18 protein-coding genes are annotated in these 19,895 nt (G+C 60.6%); all 18 read left to right on the top strand.

The features are described from left to right. The first annotated feature begins 39 nt into the window (after positions 1-39). Positions 40-828 (top strand): 30S ribosomal protein S2, encoded by a 789-nt coding sequence (gene rpsB, locus ATO7_RS08465; RefSeq protein ID WP_083561246.1) that lies wholly within the window; start codon positions 40-42, stop codon positions 826-828. Next, positions 829-1,713 carry a translation elongation factor Ts gene (gene tsf, locus ATO7_RS08460; protein ID WP_083561245.1) on the top strand — a complete coding sequence of 295 codons (885 nt, stop codon included), beginning with the start codon at positions 829-831 and terminating at the stop codon, positions 1,711-1,713. 171 nt (positions 1,714-1,884) lie between these two features. After that, on the top strand, positions 1,885-2,616 hold the full coding sequence (pyrH, locus tag ATO7_RS08455) for a UMP kinase (protein WP_083561244.1): 732 nt from the start codon (positions 1,885-1,887) through the stop codon (positions 2,614-2,616). Positions 2,617-2,629: 13 nt separating this feature from the next. Further along, the gene (frr, locus tag ATO7_RS08450; protein ID WP_083561243.1) at positions 2,630-3,187 is read left to right on the top strand and encodes a ribosome recycling factor; all 558 of its coding nucleotides are present in this window, start codon (positions 2,630-2,632) and stop codon (positions 3,185-3,187) included. Between the two features lie 11 nt (positions 3,188-3,198). Next, positions 3,199-3,933, top strand: coding sequence for an isoprenyl transferase (locus ATO7_RS08445; RefSeq protein ID WP_083561242.1), 735 nt, complete (start codon positions 3,199-3,201; stop codon positions 3,931-3,933). 8 nt (positions 3,934-3,941) lie between these two features. Further along, positions 3,942-4,757 (top strand): phosphatidate cytidylyltransferase, encoded by an 816-nt coding sequence (locus ATO7_RS08440; protein WP_083561241.1) that lies wholly within the window; start codon positions 3,942-3,944, stop codon positions 4,755-4,757. After that, positions 4,757-5,947, top strand: coding sequence for a 1-deoxy-D-xylulose-5-phosphate reductoisomerase (gene dxr, locus ATO7_RS08435; protein WP_083561240.1), 1,191 nt, complete (start codon positions 4,757-4,759; stop codon positions 5,945-5,947). Before ATO7_RS08440 ends, dxr begins: the two co-directional genes overlap by 1 nt. Then, positions 5,940-7,295, top strand: coding sequence for an RIP metalloprotease RseP (rseP, locus tag ATO7_RS08430; RefSeq protein WP_083561239.1), 1,356 nt, complete (start codon positions 5,940-5,942; stop codon positions 7,293-7,295). The genes dxr and rseP overlap by 8 nt, the downstream gene beginning before the upstream one ends. Before the next feature lie 43 nt (positions 7,296-7,338). Continuing rightward, entirely contained in the window at positions 7,339-9,636 is a 2,298-nt protein-coding gene (gene bamA / locus ATO7_RS08425) for an outer membrane protein assembly factor BamA (protein WP_206044848.1), read from the top strand. A 53-nt stretch (positions 9,637-9,689) separates the two neighbouring features. Further along, on the top strand, positions 9,690-10,193 hold the full coding sequence (locus tag ATO7_RS08420; protein WP_158523118.1) for an OmpH family outer membrane protein: 504 nt from the start codon (positions 9,690-9,692) through the stop codon (positions 10,191-10,193). Between the two features lie 3 nt (positions 10,194-10,196). Beyond that, positions 10,197-11,222, top strand: coding sequence for a UDP-3-O-(3-hydroxymyristoyl)glucosamine N-acyltransferase (lpxD, locus tag ATO7_RS08415; RefSeq protein WP_240499447.1), 1,026 nt, complete (start codon positions 10,197-10,199; stop codon positions 11,220-11,222). Next, a complete protein-coding gene (gene fabZ / locus ATO7_RS08410; protein WP_083561237.1) occupies positions 11,219-11,677 on the top strand; it encodes a 3-hydroxyacyl-ACP dehydratase FabZ in 459 nt (152 codons plus the stop codon). Before lpxD ends, fabZ begins: the two co-directional genes overlap by 4 nt. Positions 11,678-11,698: 21 nt before the next feature. After that, a complete protein-coding gene (gene lpxA, locus ATO7_RS08405; protein ID WP_083561236.1) occupies positions 11,699-12,475 on the top strand; it encodes an acyl-ACP--UDP-N-acetylglucosamine O-acyltransferase in 777 nt (258 codons plus the stop codon). Positions 12,476-12,477: 2 nt separating this feature from the next. Further along, complete coding sequence (gene lpxB / locus ATO7_RS08400; RefSeq protein WP_083561235.1) at positions 12,478-13,620, top strand: lipid-A-disaccharide synthase; 1,143 nt, start codon at positions 12,478-12,480, stop codon at positions 13,618-13,620. Beyond that, a complete protein-coding gene (locus tag ATO7_RS08395) occupies positions 13,605-14,165 on the top strand; it encodes a ribonuclease HII (protein WP_083561234.1) in 561 nt (186 codons plus the stop codon). The genes lpxB and ATO7_RS08395 overlap by 16 nt, the downstream gene beginning before the upstream one ends. Further along, entirely contained in the window at positions 14,162-17,716 is a 3,555-nt protein-coding gene (gene dnaE / locus ATO7_RS08390) for a DNA polymerase III subunit alpha (protein ID WP_083561233.1), read from the top strand. The genes ATO7_RS08395 and dnaE overlap by 4 nt, the downstream gene beginning before the upstream one ends. Next, on the top strand, positions 17,713-18,672 hold the full coding sequence (locus ATO7_RS08385; protein ID WP_083561232.1) for an acetyl-CoA carboxylase carboxyltransferase subunit alpha: 960 nt from the start codon (positions 17,713-17,715) through the stop codon (positions 18,670-18,672). The genes dnaE and ATO7_RS08385 overlap by 4 nt, the downstream gene beginning before the upstream one ends. Next, positions 18,641-19,894, top strand: coding sequence for a tRNA lysidine(34) synthetase TilS (gene tilS / locus ATO7_RS08380; RefSeq protein WP_083561231.1), 1,254 nt, complete (start codon positions 18,641-18,643; stop codon positions 19,892-19,894). Before ATO7_RS08385 ends, tilS begins: the two co-directional genes overlap by 32 nt. Position 19,895 lies beyond the last annotated feature (1 nt).

Raw genomic sequence — 19,895 nt, 5'->3', positions numbered from 1 at the left:
ATGGGGTATGTGGAGGCCCAACCCCATCTGGAGTAAATCATGACTCAGGTCACCATGCGTCAGCTGCTGGAAGCCGGCGCGCACTTCGGGCATCGCACCCGTTATTGGAATCCGCAAATGGCGCCGTACATCTTCGGTGCGCGCAACCGGATTCACATTATTAACCTTGAGCACACCCTGCCGATGCTCAAGGATGCGTACAACCACGCCAGCCGTATCGCGGCCAACGGTGGTCGCATCATGTTCGTGGGCACCAAGCGTTCTGCTCAGGATGTGGTTCGCAAGGAAGCCGAGCGTTGCGATATGCCGTTCGTGAACCACCGCTGGCTGGGTGGCATGCTGACCAACTTCAAGACGGTCAAGCAGTCGATCAAGCGTATGGAAGAACTGGAAGAGCAGATCAAAGACGCTGCCAAGTACAAGTTCTCCAAGAAAGAGTCGCTGATGATGCAGCGCGAGTACGACAAGCTGAACCGCAGCTTGCAGGGTATTCGCAACATGACCTCGCTGCCTGACGCGCTGTTCATCATTGATGTGGGCTACGAAAGCATTGCCGTGAAAGAAGCGCGCAAGCTGGGCATTCCGATCATCGCGGTTGTTGATACCAACAACTCGCCGAAGAACGTCGATAGCATCATTCCGGGCAACGACGACGCAACGCGTGCCATTTCGGTCTACGCTGCCGCTATTGCCGACGCTGTGCTGGCCGGTCGTGGTTCCGTGACCACCGCGCGCAAGCCCAAGGAAGAAGCGCCTGCCGCTGCCGAGCCTGCTGCACCCGCCACTGAGGCGGCCACTGAAACCCCTGCTTCCGAGGAGTCGAAGTAAATGGCGATTACCGCTGCACTGGTTAAAGAACTGCGCGAGCGCTCCGGCGCCGCGATGATGGACTGCAAACGCGCCCTGGAAGCCACCGGTGGCGACGTTGAAGCTGCGCTGGAGAAAATGCGCAAGGACGGTCAGGCCAAGGCTGATAAGAAAGCTGGTCGCGTGGCTGCCGAAGGTGTGCTGAGCATTGCCGTGGCTGCCGATGGCAAGCAGGCTGTGATGGTCGAGTACAACAGCGAAACTGACTTCGTTTCCAAGGGCGACGAATTCCAGACGCTGGCTCAGACCGCTGCTGATGTCGCGCTGTCCACCGGCAAGACCGACCCGCAGGAACTGCTGGCCGAGTCGGCCAACGGCCAGACCCTGGATGAAGCCCGCCGTGGCCTGATCTCCAAGCTGGGCGAGAACATGAGCCTGCGTCGCGTGGCCAAGCTGGAAAGCGCTGGCCAGGTCTTCACTTACCTGCACGGCAGCCGCATCGGTGTGATGGTTGCTTTGGAAGGTGGTAACGAAGAGTTGGGCAAAGACATTGCCATGCATGTTGCGGCCAGCGCGCCGGCGCATGTTTCGGCCGATGACGTGCCGGCTGAATTGCTCGACAAAGAGCGTGAGATTCTCATCGCTCAGGCTGAAGGCAGTGGCAAGCCGCGCGAAATCATCGAAAAGATGGTGGAAGGTCGCGTGCGCAAGTATCTGCAGGAAATCACCCTGGTGGGTCAGCCCTTCGTCAAAGATCCTGATGTGACCGTTGAAAAGCTGCTGGCTGACGCTGGCGCCAAGGTTACTGGCTTTGTGCGTCTGGAAGTGGGCGAAGGCATCGAGAAGCAGGAAGCCAACTTCGCTGACGAAGTGGCCGCGCAGGCGGCTGCTGCAGCGGGCGCCTGATCCCGCGCTGAGTGTGCGTCGCGCGTCAGCGTGGCGCACAAGTGTTCGCCGATGCGAGCACAAAATCAGTCATAATAGACAGATTGAATCCAAGGCCCCGGTTACGGGGCCTTTTTTCAGGCGGCGACCGTGCCGACCACAATCCATGCAAGGGGATGACCAAGCCAGCTCATGAGCGATCTGCGTTACAAGCGAATTCTTCTGAAATTGAGCGGCGAGGCCCTGATGGGCGATGCCGAGTACGGTATCTCGCCCGATGTCATGGGGCGTCTGGCAGCCCAGATCGGTGATCTGGTTGAGGCCGGCGCACAAGTGGCCATTGTGGTTGGCGGTGGCAATATCTTTCGCGGCGCTGGGCTTGCCGGCGCTGGTATGGACCGGGTTACCGGCGACCATATGGGCATGCTGGCGACGGTCATCAATGCCTTGGCCATGCAGGATGCGCTGGAGCGCCATGGGCAGAAGTGCCGGGTGATGTCGGCGGTGCGCATCAATCAGGTGTGCGAAGACTATATTCGTCGTCGTGCTGTGCGCCATTTGGAAAAGGGGCGCATCGTGATCTTCGCCTCCGGCACAGGCAACCCGTTTTTTACCACCGACTCGGCAGCGGCTTTGCGCGCGGTTGAAATCAACGCCGAGCTGATGCTCAAGGCAACCAAGGTTGACGGCATCTATGACGCCGATCCAGCCAAAGTGCCGGATGCCAGTCGCTTTGACCGCCTGAGCTACGATGAAGTACTGGATCGCCGTTTGGCGGTTATGGATCAAACCGCCATTGTGCTGTGTCGCGACCACAACATGCCCTTGTGTGTCTACGACATGACCCAGGATGGCGCTCTACTCAAGATATTGCGTGGCGATCAGTCGCTGGGCACCTGGGTAGACAATCAAGATAGCGAGTAACGGGAGAACCGGCATGATTGATGACGTCAAGAAAGACGCCAGCACGCAGATGGGCAAAGCCATCGAGGCGTTGGGTGCCAACCTAAGAAAAATTCGAACTGGGCGTGCGCATCCCAGCCTTCTCGACCATGTGATGGTCGATTACTACGGCGGTGCCGTGCCGATTGGTCAATGTGCCAACGTGACGGTGGAAGATGGGCGCAGCCTGGTCATCACGCCGTGGGAGCGCGACATGGTGGGCAAGATCGAAAAAGCCATCATGACCTCCGAGCTTGGCCTGAATCCCAACACGGCCGGCACCGTGATTCGTATCACCATGCCGCCGTTAACCGAGGAGCGCCGTCGTGATCTGGCCAAGATCATGCGCGGTGAGGGCGAAAGCGCCCGGATCTCCATTCGCAACGCCCGTCGTGACGCCAATCAAACGCTCAAAGACATGGTCAAAGAGAAGATGATCAGCGAGGACGACGAGCATCGCGGTGAGCAGGAGATTCAGAAGCTGACCGACAAATATGTCGCCGAGGTGGAGGCGCTGCTCGACGCCAAGGAAACCGAGATCATGTCGGTTTGAGCAGTCGCCGCATGCAAGACAATGTCGCTGTTGCCGGGTGCCCGCGTCATATCGCGATCATCATGGATGGCAACGGACGCTGGGCGCAAAAGCGCGCCATGCCGCGCACCATGGGACACCGCGCCGGTGGCAAGGTTGCGCGCAAGATCATCGAGGCCTGTGATGCCCGTGGCATTGAATGCCTGACGCTGTTCGCCTTCAGCACGGAAAACTGGGGGCGACCCAAGCAGGAAGTGGGCGTGCTGATGGATCTGTTTCTCAGCACTTTGCGCGAGCGTATGGATGAATTCCATGAGCGTGGAGCGCGTTTGCGTTTCATCGGTGATCGCAGCAGCTTTGCCGAGCCGCTGCGCGCCGAGATGCAGCGTGCTGAGGAACAAACGGCCAGCAACAGTGGTTTGCAGCTCAATGTTGCCGTCAGCTATGGCGGCCGACAGGACATCGCAGCAGTAGCCCGGCGTATGGCCGAGCAGGTCCGTGATGGTGAGATGCAGCTCGACGACATCACCGAGCAGCGCATTGATGCCGCGCTGGCGCTGGGTGATTTGCCGCCGCCTGATCTGTTTATCCGTACCGGTGGTGAGCTGCGTATCAGTAACTTCCTGCTGTGGCAGTTGGCGTATACCGAGTTGTTCTTTACCGACACCTTGTGGCCGGATTTCGACGAGGCGGCGCTGGACAAGGCGATTGCCGGGTTTGCCGCGCGTGAGCGGCGTTTTGGCGGATTGCCCCAGGCCAAGGCCTGATTCTGACGATGCTGAAGCAGCGCATCCTCACCGCTATTGTTCTTATTCCGCTGGTATTTGCGGCCCTGTGGTACTTGCCCAATGCCGTGGTAGCGGCGATCGTGGGCGGTCTGATGCTGGCCTGCGCCTGGGAATGGGCGGGCTTCATGAGCTTGTCGGGGAGCGCTCGGGCGATGTACGTCGCGCTTACCGCGTTGCTTGTTGCGTTCGCTCACCCGGCGCTGGGTGGGGCACAGCTTTTGCTGCCGTTGCTTGCCGCAGGATTGCTCTGGTGGTTGCTGGCTACCGTTTGGGTGTTGAACTATCCGGCGGGGTTTGCCCAGATCAAATCCAGGGTCTGGCTTTATGGAGTCCTCGGGTGGGCGGCCATACTGCCGTGCTATGCGGCGATCTGGCATTTGCACGGGCTTGAGCACGGACGTGAGCTGATTTTTTTGCTGCTGTTTCTGGTTTGGGCGACAGACACCGGTGGCTATTTCGCCGGCAAACGGTTTGGCCGCCATAAGTTGGCTCCGCTGGTTAGTCCCAACAAAACCTGGGAAGGATTGGTTGGTGGTGTTGTGCTGGCCATGGCGCTGGCCGCCGCAGCGGGCTACTGGGTGTTTGAGCCGCCGCGTGTCCTCGCATTCACCGCGCTGGGGCTCGGCGTTGCCTTGGTTTCAGTGATCGGTGATCTCAGTGTCAGCATGTTCAAGCGTCAGTGCGGTGTTAAGGACACTGGACGGTTGTTTCCCGGCCACGGCGGAGCGCTGGATCGTCTTGATAGCCTGTTGTCGGCAGCGCCTGTGATGCTGGTGGCGTACGTTTACTTGGTGGCGGTTTGATGCAGCAGCTGGTCATTCTGGGCGCGACGGGCACGATAGGACGGAACACGCTGGATGTAGCGTCCCGCCACCCACAAAAAATTCAGGTTGTGGGCGTCTCGGCAAATCGTGATGATGCCGGGCTGTTTGCCATTTGCCAGGAACATCGTGTGGGCTGGGCGGCGATGGCGGATGAGGCCGCCGCACAGCGTCTGCAGCTGAGGCTGCGTGAAGCAGGCTTGCCCACCAAGGTGCTCAGTGGCGCACAGGGGCTGTGCGAACTGGCGGCTTTACCCGAGGCAACGACCGTGATGGCTGCCGTGGTTGGCGCCGCAGGCTTGCTACCCACCTTGGCCGCAGTCGAGGCGCACAAGCGCGTTTTGCTGGCCACCAAGGAAGCCTTGGTCATGAGTGGGCAAGTCTTCATGGATGCCTTGCGTAACAGCCGCGCTGAACTTTTGCCCATCGACAGTGAACATAACGCAATCTTTCAGTGTCTACCTCCGGGCAGCCATTGCGGCCAGACACCGCGCGGTGTTCGGCGTTTGATCCTGACCGCGTCTGGCGGGCCGTTTCGAACCCTGCCGATGGAGGCTTTCGCCACGGTGACGCCGGCGCAGGCCGTCGCCCACCCGAACTGGACGATGGGGCAGAAAATTTCTGTGGATTCCGCAACCATGATGAACAAAGGACTGGAGCTGATCGAGGCCGCTCGGCTGTTTGATCTGCCGTCCGCGCGCATCGATGTTTTGCTGCATCCACAAAGCGTGATTCATTCTCTGGTTGAATACGACGACGCCTCGTTTCTGGCCCAGATCGGATCGCCCGACATGCGCATTCCGATTGCCCATGCAATGGCTTGGCCGGAGCGTTTCGAATCTGGTGCGGCTTCGGTGGATTTGGCCGAGGTGGCGCGCATGGATTTCGAAGCCGCGGATTTGGCCCGTTTCCCGTGCCTGCGCTTGGCCCGTGAGTCACTGGAGGCCGGTGGGACCGCGCCAGCCGTGCTGAATGCAGCCAACGAGGTGGCGGTTGAGGCGTTTCTGCACGAGCAGGCTGCGTTTCTGGATATTGCGGCCTGCGTTGAAAGCACTCTGGAAGCAATGGATTCCGCCGGTCTGGCGCAGCCCAACTGCATAGAGTCCGTGCTCGCGGCGGATGCCTGGGCGCGCGCTCATGCCGCACAACACCTTGGGGTAAGCCATGCTTGAGGTGCTTTGGTCGGCGGGTGCGTTCGTCGTTGCGGTCGGCTTTTTGGTGGCCTTTCACGAATTCGGTCACTTCTGGGTGGCGCGTCGGTGCGGTGTTCAGGTGTTGCGCTATTCCATAGGCTTTGGCCCCGTCGTGGCCCGCCGTTATGGGCGTGATGGCGTCGAATATGCGCTTTCGGCGATTCCCCTGGGGGGCTACGTCAAAATGCTCGACGAGCGCGAAAGCGAAGTGCCCGACGCGCAAAAGCACAAAGCCTTTAACCGCAAATCGGTGGCCCAACGCATTGCCATCGTTGCCGCCGGGCCGCTGGCCAATTTCCTTTTTGCGATCGTCGCCTACTGGGCCATGTTCGTCATTGGGCAGGACGGTCTTCGCCCGGTGATCGGGCCTGTGGCTGAACAAACCCGGGCGGCCAGTGCCGGTCTGCGTGAAGGTGACGAAGTGCTCTCGCTGGACGGGCGAGACATTGCAGTTTGGGATGAGTTGCGTCCGCAGCTGCTGGATGCGGCGCTGACCCAGGAGCATGTGCCTGTAGCCGTGCGTCGGGCGGGTGGAAAGGTTGAACAGCTCAGTCTGAATCTGCGCGGGGTCAGCGTGGACCCGCAAGATGTGTTCAATCAGATCGGAATTGTGCTGCCGCGTTTCGAGTATGCGGCGGTGATTGGGCAGGTGGTCCCCGGGGAGGCCGCACAGCGCGCTGGCCTTGAGCCAGGTGATCGCATTCAGCGTCTCAATGGGCAGACCATCCAGAGCTGGCAACAGCTGCGTGATTGGGTGCGTGAACATCCAGGTGAAATCGTCCGCGTTGACTACCAGCGTAACGGGCAAAATCTGAGCCTGGAAATGCCGCTGGGGCTGCACGACGAGAATGGGCGCACGATCGGTCGCTTTGGTGCGGGCGTGGCAGCTCAACCGGAACTGTGGCAGGATTTGCAGGTTGACTGGCGTCTGTCGCCCTGGGCGGCGGTTCCGGCCGCAGTAAGTCAAACCGTCGATATGTCGGTGCTGACGCTGCAGATGCTGGCCCGAATGGTGACGGGCGATGTGTCGGTTCGTAATATCAGCGGACCGCTGCATATCGCTGAATATGCTGGTGCCACCGCGGCGGTGGGCATCGTTGCATTTTTAAGCTTTCTGGCTGTCATCAGTATCAGCTTAGGGGTTCTCAATTTGCTGCCTATCCCGGTTTTGGATGGTGGGCATTTGTTGTATTACCTCGTTGAATGGCTGAAGGGTTCGCCGGTATCTGAGCGGGTCCAGCTGATGGGACAACAAGTGGGTATGGCCGCATTGCTCATGCTGATGAGCGTGGCTTTTTATAACGACATAGTTCGACTGGTCGGGTGATGGACGAGGCGGCGATACGTGCCGTCACGCGACGTTAAAGGGAATGCGAGTGTTAAAGCGCTTTGGTCTGTTCGGGGCCCTCATGCTGATTCACGGTTTGGCAGCGGCGATTGCCCCGTTTCAGATTGAGGACATCAGCACCCAGGGTTTGCAGCGTCTGGAGCCGGATACGGTGCTGTCGTATCTGCCGCTCTCAGTCGGCGACCAGCTCAATGAAGCGAGCAGCCAGCAAGCGCTGCGCGCGCTGTACAACACCGGGCTGTTCCAGAACGTGGTGTTTCTGCGTGAAGGCGGCACGCTGATCGTGCGCGTGGAAGAGCGCCCTGCCATTGTGTCGTTCGAAATCGACGGCAATGACAAGGTCGGCGGTGACGAACTCGATCAGGCCCTGGCCGATGCCGGGCTAACCCCGGGAGAGCTGTTCCGTCAGTCGCTGCTTGATCAGGTCAAGCAGGAAATGCAGCGCCAGTATTACGCCAACGGGTTCTATGGCGTCAGTGTCGAAGCCACTGTGACCGAGTTGGACAACAATCGGGTCAGCATCAAGATCGACGTTGAAGAGGGCAAGCCGGCCAAGATCAAGTCGATCAATATCGTCGGTAACCAGGCCTTTGATGACGAAACTCTGCTGGATGCGTTTGAGTTGTCGCCAACCCAAGCTTGGCGTCTGTTCCAGTCCGATGACAATTATTCCAAGCAGAAGCTGCTGGGCGATCTTGAAGGCTTGAGCTCCTTCTACATGGACCGCGGCTATTTGCGCTTTGATGTGCCGTCAGTTCAGGTGTCGCTGAGTCCGGACAAGCGTGACATCTACATCACCATCAATGTCTCTGAAGGTGAGCCGTATCGTGTCGAGGGTGTGAAATTCTCGGGCGAACTGATCTTGAGCGAAGACTATCTGCGCCAGCTGGTTCTGGTGCGTGAAGATGACACCTTCTCTCGGCGCCTGGCAACGCAATCTGCGGAATACATGGAAGGTTCCTTGGCCAACGTGGGCTACGCCTTTGCCAAGGTTAATCCGATGCCTGAGCTGAGCGAAGATGGCCAGGACGTCACGGTGAATTTCAACGTGGTGCCGGGCAAGCGCACCTACGTGCGTCAAATCACCTTCTCCGGCAACCTCAAGACCAACGACGAAACCCTGCGGCGTGAAATGCGTCAGCTCGAGGGTGCGGTGTTCTCACGCAACCATGTTGAACGTTCGCGCACCCGTATCGCACGATTGGCCTTTATCCAGGAAGCCACCGTCGACACCATCCCGGTGCCAGGCAGCGATGATCTGGTTGACGTGGCCTTTACCGTCGAAGAACGCCCGCCAGGCTCTGTGCAGTTTGGCGTGGGTTTCTCAGGTTCGCAGGGCTTTCTGGTCAACGGCAGTCTGACCCACACCAACTTCCTGGGCACCGGCAATCGTGTGTCTCTGGAACTGGAGAACAATCAGATCGCCGACACCATCAGCGTCAGCTGGACCGATCCGTACGCCACGCCGGATGGCATCTCACGCACGGTGGCTGCGTTCTATCGTAAATCCGAAGGTGTGATTCGCTACTCCTCGGGCTTCGACTCCAACTCGATTGGTTCGTCGCTGACTTACGGTATTCCGATCAGTGAGTACTCCAGCTTCCGTCTGGGTCTGGGTGTGGAAGAGACTTCAATCAATACCTTTGCCACGGCGACGGCCGATGAAGTGCTGCGCTTTGTTGCTGAAAACGGCAGTAACTTCACCACCTACGAGTTCCGCACCGGCTTTGGCCGTGACACGCGTAACCGCACCATCTTCGCGACACGTGGTTCGCTCAACCGCATCAACCTGGATCTGGTGTTGCCGGGTAGCGACATCGAGTTCTACAAAGCGTCCTATCAGTTGCAGCACTACCAGCCGCTGTTCAGCGGTGTGTTTGCCGAGATCAATGCCAATATTGGCTACATCGAGAACTATGGCGACACCACAACGGTGCCGCCTTACGAGCACTTCTTTGCTGGTGGCACCGGCACCGTGCGCGGCTATCGTTCGGGCTCTCTTGGCCCACGCGACACCCCTTACAACAACGCTTTCGGTGGTAAATTGCGCACCACCGTACAGACCAACATCGTGATTCCCACGCCACTGGAAAGCGACAACAAGACCACCCGTCTGTCGGTTTTCTACGATATCGGTAATGTGTTTGCCGAGCCGAGCGATTGGGAATATGACGAACTGCGCAGTTCAGCCGGTCTGGCTTTCGAATGGTTCACACCATTCCTGGGCCTACTTGAGCTCAGCTACGCATTCCCGATCGAAACCGATCCGAGCATCGATCGTGAAGACCGCTTCCAGATCAATTTCGGTGGCGGCTTCTAAACCATTGACACACAGGTCGCACTGACGGCCACACAAGACGTATGAGGATAGACATGAAACGCACTTCCCTGATTGGCCTGATCATGACCGCGAGCCTGCTGTTCAGCGGTGCGGCCAGTGCCGATGTGCGCATCGCCGTAATCAACGCGGGTCAGCTGGTGACCAGTTCGCCGCAGTTCAAGTCGGCCGAAGAAGCCATGCGCAAGGAATTCGAAAACCGCGCCAAGAAACTGGAAAGCGACGTGAAAGCGCTGGCTGGCGAATTCGAGACCTTCAAGCGTGACGCAGACATCATGTCCAACGCGGAGCGTTCACAGAAAGAGAAGGAACTGACCACCCGGCGGATTGACACCGCACAGGCGGAGCGTCAGTTCAAGGAAGACTTCGCCACGCGTCGTCAGGAACTGTTCCAGAACGTTCTGGCCGACATTACCAGCGTGATCGAAAAGGTCGCCAAGGAAGGCAAGTACGACATCGTGCTGCAGGATCCGGTTTACGCGGCGGACAACATCGACATCACCGAAACCGTGCTTAAGCGCCTGCAGAAGGGCAAGTAAGCCTTGAACCCGGCGGGTCATGCCGTGGCCCTGACGCTGGGCGACATTGCCGAGCGCCTCGGGCTTGAGTGCCGGGGTGATGCGGCGCGGATCATTACCGGTGTGTGTGCGCTGTCACCGGGCCAGCCTGATTGTCTGGCTTTTGCCGGGCACGCGCGTTTGGCTGATGCGCTAAGCAGCACCGCTGCAGCGGCGGTTATTGTGCCTGCAGCGCTGGCTGAGGCCACGCCGCATGCGCTGATCGCAAGCAATCCGCAACTGGCTTTTGCCCAGGCTGCCGCGCTGTTTGCACCGGATGACCGTCCGGATGAGGGCATCGCCGCCTCGGCGGTCGTGCATCCTGATGCACAGCTGGGCGCCTCGGTGCGCCTGGGGCCGGGCTGTGTGATTGGCGCGCGGGCACAGATTGGCGCTGGCGCGTCGCTCGGTGCGGGCTGCGTGGTCGGGCGTGATGCATGCATTGGCGAAGCGGCTGATATCGGCCCGAGGGTCACCATTGGCGACCGCGTCGAGATCGGCGCACGCGCTCTGATTTTGCCGGGCGCTGTGATCGGCTCGCGAGGTTTTGGCAATGCCCATGATGGCCAGCGCTGGCATGCGATTCCGCAAATGGGCACCGTGCGCATCGGCGACGATGTGGAAATTGGTGCCAACACCACGATTGATCGGGGCGCCCTGGGCGACACCGTGATTGAAGACAATGTGCGCATCGACAACCTGTGTCAGATTGCCCACAACGTGCATATTGGCGCGCACACCGCACTGGCTTCGGGCGTGGGTATCGCCGGTAGCACGGTGGTTGGCCGCAACTGTATGCTCGGCGGCCAAGTCGGCTTGAACGGGCACATCCGCATTGCCGATGGCGTGATCATCAACGGCGGATCAAAAGTTCTGCAGGATGTTGATCAGCCGGGGCAGTATGCCTCGGGCACACCGTTGATGCCGGCCATGGCCTGGCGCCGCTTCATGGCGGTAATGAATCGATTGGAAACGCGTTTGAAAGCATTGGAGCGAGGACGCCGCGCATGACCCAGACCCTTGAGGCGATTGATTTCGCGGCGATACAGCGAATGCTGCCGCACCGTTACCCATTCCTGCTGATTGATCGCGTGCTCAGCTGCGAACCTGGCGAGTGCGTGACCGCATTAAAGAACGTCACCGCCAACGAAGAATTTTTCCAGGGCCATTTCCCGGGTAATCCGGTGATGCCGGGGGTGCTGATGCTCGAGGCGCTGGCCCAGACCTGCGGCGTGCTGGCTTCGAAAACCGCGAACACCGGCGCTGAAGATGGTGTGATTCTGCTCTTCGCTGGTATCGACAAGGCACGCTTCAAGCGCCAGGTGATCCCCGGCGATCAGCTGATCCTGAGTGGCCAGCTGACCAAGCGCAAACGTGATATCTGGTGTTTCAGCGCTGAGGCGCGAGTGGACGAGCAGCTGGCCTGCCGCGCCGATCTGCTGTGCGCGATTCACACCCCGGCCTAGTTTTTTCGGAGGCTCACCGTCATGACACAGATCAGTCCGCAAGCTTACGTCGATCCCAAGGCCGAGGTTGCCGACGATGTCGAGATCGGTCCGTTCAGCTACATCGGGCCCGGCGTCAGCATTGGCTCGGGTACGCGTATTGCCTCAAATGTGTCGATCAAGGGGCCGACCCGCATCGGCTGCAACAACGTCATCCATTCCTTTGGTTCGATTGGCGGTGATCCGCAGGATCTGACTTACCGTGGCGAGCCGACGCGGCTGGAAATCGGTGACAACAATGTCATCTACGAGTTCGTGACCTTCAACCGCGGCACCCTCAAGCAGGATGGTGTAACCCGCATTGGCAGTCACAACTTCATCATGGCTTATGTCCACGTGGCGCATGACTGCACCATTGGCAGCCACACGGTGCTGGCCAACAACACCACCTTTGCCGGCCACGTCATCGTCGAAGACTATGCGTTGACCGGCGGCATGACCGCGGTGCATCAGTTCTGCCGTCTTGGCTCGTACTGCTATGTCGGGCATGGTGGCGCCACGGTGCGCGATGTACCACCGTATGTCATGACCAGCGACTACCCGCAGCGGCCGCGGGGCATCAACAAGGTGGGGCTGGAACGTCAGGGGTTTTCGGCCGAGCAGATCAAGCGGATTCGCGAGGGTTACAAGATTTTGTATCGCTCGGAGCTGAGTCTGGATGATGCGCGTGCGCGACTGGTCGAATACGGCCAGGGTGATACGGATATCCAGCGCTATATCGATTTCATCGACCGGTCCGAACGCAGCATCGTACGCTGAGCATGCGCGTCGCGATTGTCGCCGGCGAAACCTCGGGGGACCTGCTCGCGGCTGATCTGCTGCGAGCACTCAAGGCCCGGGTGCCCGATCTCAAGGCTGAAGGTGTGACCGGTCCGGCCCTACGCGCGCTGGGCTGTGACAGTCTGGAAGACATGCAGGCCCTGTCTGTCATGGGTATTGCCGAAGTTGCCGGCGAACTGCCGCGCCTGTTGGCTCTGCGCAAGCGCCTGCTGCAACACTGGCGCACAAACCCGCCGGATGTGTTCATTGGCGTTGATGCCCCGGATTTCAATCTGGGCCTGGAGACACGCTTGCGCGCCCATGGCGTGCGCACGGTGCACTATGTGAGCCCGACGGTGTGGGCCTGGCGACCAGGTCGGGTGCACAAGATTGCGCGCGCGGCGGATCTGCTGCTGTGCCTGTTTCCGTTCGAGCCGGCCTGCTATGACGGTTTGCCGATCAAGGCTGTGTTTGTCGGCCATCCTTTTGCCGATCAGATCAAAGCGGTGCCTGACAAGGCAACCTGCCGTGCGGCACTGGGGCTGGATGCGGATGACAAGGTACTGGCGCTGTTGCCCGGCAGCCGTGGTGGGGAGGTCGGTCTGCTCGCACCACAACTTGCCCGCAGCGTGGCGCGTTTGCGCCGGCGTCTTCCGGGTATCCGTTTCATCACGCCGGCGGCCAATGCCAAGGTGCGCGGGTTGTTCGAAAGCCAGCTTGCGGCGCATGGCCAGCAAGACGCGGTGCGCATTTTCGATGGACGGATGCGCGAGGTGGTGCGCGCCGCTGACGCGGCGATCGTGACCTCCGGAACCGCGACCCTGGAAACCATGTTGCTGGGTACGCCGTTTGTGGTCGCCTACAAAGCTTCACCGATCACCGAATGGCTGCTGCGAGGGCTGGGCATGCTCAAGATTCAGCACGTGGCGCTGCCCAATATCCTGGCCGGTGATGAGGTCGCGCGTGAACTGCTGCAGGACGACGCCAGCGCAGAGAACCTCAGTGCGGCGGCAACCCAGTTGCTGACCCGGCCGCGCTGGGCGCAATTGCAACGCGCGCAGTTTGCGCCATTGGCGCAACAGCTGGATCAGCCCAGTGGTGACATCGCGGCCGACGCGGTGCTGGCTCTTTGCGCTGCGGCGTAGACGAAGCCGGGCGCGGGCCGCTGGCAGGGCCGGTGGTGGCAGCGGCGGTCATTTTCGCCCAGGTTCCCGCGGGTCTGGATGATTCCAAGCGCCTAAGTGAGAAGCGTCGTGCCGCGCTGGTGCCGGCAATCAAAGCGCATGCGCAGGCCTGGTGCATTGCGCAGGCCAGCGCCGCGGAAATCGATCAACTGAATATCCATCAGGCCACCTTGCTGGCCATGCGTCGCGCTGTTGAAGGCCTGGGTATGATCCCGGATGAGTGCATCATCGACGGCAAATTCGTGCCGCCGGGGCTGGCGTGCAGCGCGCGCGCGCTGGTCGGCGCCGATGCGCAGGTGGCCGAGGTCAGCGCGGCCTCGATCCTGGCTAAGCAGTGGCGCGATGCGGAAATGCTGCGTTGGGACAAGGTTTACCCCGATTTCGGCTTTGCCCGCCACAAGGGTTATCCCACAGCACAGCATCTGGCGGCCCTGCGCCGGGTAGGCCCGTGCGTGATTCATCGGTACTCTTACGCGCCCGTCGCCCAACATAACCTCGCTTTATGAGCGCGTTCGTCCACCTGCGGGTGCACACCGAGTATTCCCTGCGTGATAGCACGGTGCGGCTCAAGCCGCTGTTCGCGCGTGCCCGCAAGCTCGGACTGCCGGCGCTGGGACTGAGCGACGAGGCCAATTTGTTCGCTCTGGTGAAGTTTTACCGGGCCGCGCAGGCCGCTGGCGTCAAACCGATTATCGGCACCGATGTCGAGGTGCTGGAGGAAGGCCAGCCGCCACTGCGGTTTGGTCTGTACTGCCAGCATCGGGATGGCTATCGCAACCTCAGTCGTCTGCTGACGCTGGCTCAGCTCAAGGGCCGCGAACAGGGCCGTGCGCGGGTTCAGGCCGAATGGTTGCGTGAGCACGCGGATGGTCTGATCGCGGTGGCGGTGAGCAGTCAGGCCGGATTGGCCCAGTTGCTCAGTCAGCAGGAAGATGAAGCCGCCCGAGCCCTGCTTGAACCATGGTGCGCGGTGTTTGGCGACCGGCTGTACGTTGATCTGCAGCGCACCGGGCGCACCGATCATCTGGTGGGTGGCGCGCTGGATATGGCGCTGCGTCTGGATTTGCCGGTGGTGGCCAGCAACGAGGTGCGTTTTCTCGACAGCGAAGACTTCGCATCGCATGAAGCGCGCGTGTGTATTCACGACGGCGACCGTCTGGATGACGCGCGACGTGAGCGCCGTTACACCGACCAGCAGTATCTCAAGTCTGCCGAGGACATGGCGGCGCTGTTTGCAGATATTCCCAGTGCCCTGAGCAACACGGTGGAGCTTGCCCGCCGCTGCAATCTGGAGCTGGAGTTCGGCAATAACGTGCTGCCGGATTTCCCGGTTCCTGAAGGGCATACCGCGGCCAGTTACATCGAACACGTGGCGCGCGAGGGGCTGGAGAAACGTCTTGAGCGTGGCGTGCTGTTCGGTACCCGCGAGGATTACGAAGCCCGGTTGGTCCGCGAGATCGGCGTGATCAACCAGATGGGTTTTCCCGGCTACTTCCTGATCGTGGCGGATTTTATTCGCTGGTCACGCGAAAACGACGTGCCGGTGGGGCCTGGGCGTGGGTCCGGCGCCGGTTCGCTGGTTGCCTGGGTGCTCGAGATCACCGATCTTGATCCCTTGCAGTTTGATTTGCTGTTCGAGCGCTTTCTCAACCCCGAGCGTGTCTCGATGCCGGATTTCGACGTCGATTTCTGCATCGCGGGGCGTGACCGGGTCATCGATTATGTCGCCCGCCAGTACGGGCGCGATCATGTCTCCCAGATCATCACCTACGGTTCCATGGCGGCCAAGGCTGTGGTGCGTGACGTGGGGCGTGTGCTTGGGCACGGTTATGGCTATGTCGACCGCATCGCCAAGCTGGTCCCCAATGAGCTGGGTATCAGCCTGACCGGCGCCCTGACCGGGCTCGACGACAAGGCCATTGCGGCCGAGCTGGAGCAGGGGCACAGCGTACCCGAGCTGATCCGTGCAAGCCGCACCGAACTGGCTCAGGCGTATCGGGATGAGGAAGAAATCACCGAGCTGATCGATACCGCGTTGAAGCTTGAAGGGCTGGCCCGCAACGCGGGCAAGCACGCTGGCGGGGTGGTGATCGCACCGGAAGCCCTGACCGAGTACACCCCGCTCTACGTCGACCCGGATGGCCATCCGGTGACCCAGTTCGACAAGGACGACGTTGAATCCGTTGGTCTGGTCAAATTCGACTTTCTCGGACTCAAGACCCTCACGGTGGTTGATCATGCGACCAAGCTGGTCAATATCAGTCGTGCGGCCAAGGGCGAGCCGCCGGTGGACATCCGTAATCTGGAGCTCGACGATCCGGGTGTCTACGAGCTGCTGCAGAGCGGTAAGGTCACCGCATGTTTCCAGATTGAATCCGCGGGTATGCGTCAGCTGGTGCGCAAGCTGCGCCCGGACAACTTCGAGGACATCGTCTCCCTGCTGGCCCTGTTCCGGCCCGGCCCGCTGCAGTCCGGCATGGTTGATGACTTCGTCATGCGTAAGCACGGCGAGGCCGAGATCACCTATCCGCACCCCTCGCTGGAACCCATTCTGAAGCCGACTTACGGCGTCATCCTGTATCAGGAACAGGTGATGCAGATCGCTCAGGTGCTGTCCGGCTACAGTCTTGGTGGCGCCGACCTGTTGCGCCGGGCCATGGGCAAGAAAAAGCCCGAGGTTATGGCGGCCGAACGCGGCAAGTTTGTCGATGGGGCGCAGGACAACGGGGTTGATGGCCAGCTGGCCGGGGAAATTTTCGACTTGATCGAAAAATTTGCCGGCTACGGTTTCAACAAATCGCATTCGGCGGCCTATGCCTACGTGGCGTACCAGACCGCTTGGCTGAAGCACTATTACCCGGCGCATTTCATGTGCGCTGTAATGTGCGCCGATCTCGACAACACCGACAAGCTGGTGCCGTTGCTGGAGGATTGCCGGCTGCTCGAGATTCCGGTGGACGGGCCGTGCGTGAACCGCTCGGATTATCGTTTTTCGGTGGTCAACGACCGCCGTATCCGTTACGGGCTGGGCGCACTCAAAGGCGTCGGACAAGGGCCTGTCGACGTGATCCTGGAGGCGCGCGAGCAGGACGGGCCATTCAAGGATATTTTCGAGTTCTGCCGCAGGCTGGATCTCAAGCGCATGAACAAGCGCGTGCTGGAGGCCTTGATCAAGGCCGGTGCGCTGGATGTGTTTGGCGAGCACCGCGCGGCCTTGCTGGCCGCGCTGCCGCAGGCCATTGCCGCGGCTGAGCAGGATGCGGCCGCTGCCGAGGCCGGGCAGGTTGATCTGTTCGGTGAGGCTGTGCAGCAGGCGCAGGAAATCGAGATGCCGGACGTGCCGGCCTGGCAAACCCAGGAGCTGTTGATTGCGGAAAAGGAATCGCTGGGCCTGTACTTCACCGTGCATCCCATGGATCTGTACCGCCGCGAGCTGGGCCAGCTGATCAGCAACAATTTTGCCGGCATGATTGCCAATGAGCCGGCCCAGAGCAACACCCGGGGCGGAAAGCGCTGGAAGCCCAGGGGGCGCGATGTGCTGGCGGTGGGTGTGCTTTGGTCGATGCGCTTTCTTGGTGAGTTTCGGGCCATACTGAGCCTGGATGATGGCAGCGCGCGGATCAGTGCGATGCTGTCCGGTGAGGAGCTTGAGCTCAACCGCCAACGTTTGCGCCGTGAACAGCCCCTGGTGATTTGGGGCAAACTGGCCTATGACGATTACGAGGACGGTTATCGCATCCGTCCCGAGGAAATCCTCGACCTGGAAGAGGTGCGCCAACGCTTTGCGATTGGCGTGCAGATTTCGGTCGATGCCGATTTTGACTATGCTGTGCTGCAACCCATACTCAAACAACATAAGGCGACACCCGGATTGCCGGTGCTGATGCAACTGCGGGCCGATGGTCAGCAGGCTGATTTCAAGCTCGGTGCCGACTGGCGGGTGGATATCAGCGATGCACTTGTACGCGACCTGGAGGGCGTTTGCGGCAAGCAGCGGGTGCTGATTCGTTATCGACGACCGGATTTTGGCCGGTCTCGATCATCGGAGGGTGAATGAATCTGAATTATCTGGACTTCGAGCAGCCGATTGCTGATCTGGAAGCCAAGATTGAAGAGTTGCGCAACGTTGCCGATGGCAATGCGGTCAATATCAGCGAGGAAATTGCCCGGCTCGAAAAAAAGAGCCAGAGCCTGACCGAGCAGATTTTCTCCAAGCTCAGCGCCTGGCAGGTGGCCCAACTGGCGCGCCACCCGCAGCGTCCTTACACCCTGGACTATGTGGAGCACGTCTTCACTGACTTCCAGGAGCTCAAGGGCGACCGGCACTACAAGGATGATCCGCCCATGGTCTGCGGCCTGGCTCGTTTGCAGGGCCGTCCGGTGATGGTGATCGGCCAGCAGAAGGGGCGTGACACCAATGAGAAGATCCGGCGCAATTTCGGCATGCCGCGCCCTGAGGGCTATCGCAAGGCGCTGCGTCTGATGCAGATGGCGGAAAAATTCTCGCTGCCGGTGCTGACCTTTATCGACACCCCGGGGGCCTACCCGGGCATCGGCGCGGAAGAGCGCAATCAGAGTGAAGCAATCGCGCGCAATCTGTTTGAGATGGCCCGTCTGAAGACCCCTGTGATCTGCACCGTGATCGGGGAAGGCGGTTCGGGCGGCGCGCTGGCCATCGGTGTGGGCGATCACGTGGCCATGCTTCAGCACAGCATCTACTCGGTAATCTCGCCGGAAGGTTGTGCTTCGATCCTGTGGAAGAGCGCCGAGCACGCCAAGACCGCGGCTGAGGTCATGGGCCTGACTGCGCCGCGCTTGCGGGAGTTGGGTTTGATTGATGAAGTCATCCCCGAGCCTTTGGGGGGCGCTCACCGTCAACCGGCCGCTCAAGCCAAGGCAGTGTCTGACATGCTGGTGCGCACACTGGATCAGTTGGGACGGTATTCGATCAGTGAGCTGATCGCGCGTCGCGAGAAGCGCTATGCCGGGTACGGTCAGTTCCGCGAAGGCTGAAGCCGCGTTACGCGCCGCGCTGGCGGCGCTGAACGCTGATTTGATCTATCGCGTTGCCTACAGCGGCGGGCGTGACTCCAGCGTACTGTTGCATGCGCTGTCACGCTTGCGACCTGAGCTAGCCCTGGAAGTGATGCACGTTAACCACGCCATCCATCCGGATGCAGCGGCATGGGCTGAGCATGGCCGAGCGTTCTGTGCACACCTGGGGCTGACCTTAGACGTGCAACAGGTTTGCACGCCAGCACCGACAGCCAATCTGGAAGCCTGGGCGCGCGAGCAGCGCTACGCCTTGTTGGCCGACGGCCTGACCGCCAAGCATGTGGTGCTGACCGCACATCACCGCGACGATCAGGTTGAAACCGTACTGCTTAACCTCTTGCGCGGCAGTGGAGTGGACGGTCTTTCAGCCATGCCGGCTACGCGCCCGCTGGGTGTGGGGCAGCTGCAACGGCCTTTGCTTGATGTTGATGCGCAATGTATCGCGGCCTATGCCGAGGCGCATCAGCTGAGTTTTGTCGATGATCCCTCTAACGCGTCCATGCAGCACGATCGCAATTTCCTGCGTCATCAGATCGTGCCGCGGCTGCTGCAGCGTTTTCCGCAAGCGGCCGCCAACATCGCGCGCAGCGCCGGCTTGTTGTCGCAACAACGCCAACCGGTATCGGGCCACGCCGATGCGCCCTTGTTGGTGAGCGAGCTGCGCGAGCAGGCGCCGGCCGTGCGTAATCAGCTGTTACGGGTGTGGCTGCGCAATCAGGGTTTTGCGCCGCCGCGCTTCCGCATGCTCGACGACTTATGGCGTCAGATGCTCAGCGCCGCGCCGGATGCACAACCGGTGGTGCGCTGGCCGGGTGCCGAGCTGCGGCGCTACCGTGATCACATCTTCGTTATGGCGCCGCTTGGTGAACGACCAGTTCTGGACTGGCCTGTCGCGCACGCAGGTTCGCGTGTCTGGCCTGCCGGAGGCCGCGTGCACTGGTCCGTTGAAACCCAGGCCCCGGTTCGCATCGCTTCACCACAGGGCGGTGAGATGTTGCGCTTTGGCGGCATGCAACGACGGCTCAAAAACCTCTATCAGCAGGCCGGTGTGCCACCTTGGCAGCGTGCGCGGGATCCGCTGCTGTGGGCTGGCGACGAACTGCTTGCGGTGGGAAATCGCTGGCGTGCCGAGACGGGGCTTGTATTTGAGTGGTCTTGGGAGCTCGGCGAAATCGAATAAT

Origin of the sequence: Oceanococcus atlanticus (assembly GCF_002088235.1) — a bacterium.
Classification (GTDB): Bacteria; Pseudomonadota; Gammaproteobacteria; order Nevskiales; family Oceanococcaceae; genus Oceanococcus; species Oceanococcus atlanticus.
The sequence above is the reverse complement of the archived record's forward strand: the minus strand, read 5'-3'. Positions and strand labels throughout refer to the sequence as shown.

What these genes read in the sequence shown, in the direction of transcription:
- ATO7_RS08440 (WP_083561241.1), top strand. Translation starts at nt 3,942, where the DNA reads ATGCTGAAGCAGCGCATCCTCACCGCTATTGTTCTTATTCCGCTGGTA.
- dnaE (WP_083561233.1), top strand. Translation starts at nt 14,162, where the DNA reads ATGAGCGCGTTCGTCCACCTGCGGGTGCACACCGAGTATTCCCTGCGT.
- lpxA (WP_083561236.1), top strand. Translation starts at nt 11,699, where the DNA reads ATGACACAGATCAGTCCGCAAGCTTACGTCGATCCCAAGGCCGAGGTT.
- rpsB (WP_083561246.1), top strand. Translation starts at nt 40, where the DNA reads ATGACTCAGGTCACCATGCGTCAGCTGCTGGAAGCCGGCGCGCACTTC.
- ATO7_RS08445 (WP_083561242.1), top strand. Translation starts at nt 3,199, where the DNA reads ATGCAAGACAATGTCGCTGTTGCCGGGTGCCCGCGTCATATCGCGATC.
- dxr (WP_083561240.1), top strand. Translation starts at nt 4,757, where the DNA reads ATGCAGCAGCTGGTCATTCTGGGCGCGACGGGCACGATAGGACGGAAC.
- ATO7_RS08385 (WP_083561232.1), top strand. Translation starts at nt 17,713, where the DNA reads ATGAATCTGAATTATCTGGACTTCGAGCAGCCGATTGCTGATCTGGAA.
- bamA (WP_206044848.1), top strand. Translation starts at nt 7,339, where the DNA reads ATGCGAGTGTTAAAGCGCTTTGGTCTGTTCGGGGCCCTCATGCTGATT.
- frr (WP_083561243.1), top strand. Translation starts at nt 2,630, where the DNA reads ATGATTGATGACGTCAAGAAAGACGCCAGCACGCAGATGGGCAAAGCC.
- fabZ (WP_083561237.1), top strand. Translation starts at nt 11,219, where the DNA reads ATGACCCAGACCCTTGAGGCGATTGATTTCGCGGCGATACAGCGAATG.
- lpxB (WP_083561235.1), top strand. Translation starts at nt 12,478, where the DNA reads ATGCGCGTCGCGATTGTCGCCGGCGAAACCTCGGGGGACCTGCTCGCG.
- tsf (WP_083561245.1), top strand. Translation starts at nt 829, where the DNA reads ATGGCGATTACCGCTGCACTGGTTAAAGAACTGCGCGAGCGCTCCGGC.
- ATO7_RS08420 (WP_158523118.1), top strand. Translation starts at nt 9,690, where the DNA reads ATGAAACGCACTTCCCTGATTGGCCTGATCATGACCGCGAGCCTGCTG.
- rseP (WP_083561239.1), top strand. Translation starts at nt 5,940, where the DNA reads ATGCTTGAGGTGCTTTGGTCGGCGGGTGCGTTCGTCGTTGCGGTCGGC.
- tilS (WP_083561231.1), top strand. Translation starts at nt 18,641, where the DNA reads ATGCCGGGTACGGTCAGTTCCGCGAAGGCTGAAGCCGCGTTACGCGCC.
- pyrH (WP_083561244.1), top strand. Translation starts at nt 1,885, where the DNA reads ATGAGCGATCTGCGTTACAAGCGAATTCTTCTGAAATTGAGCGGCGAG.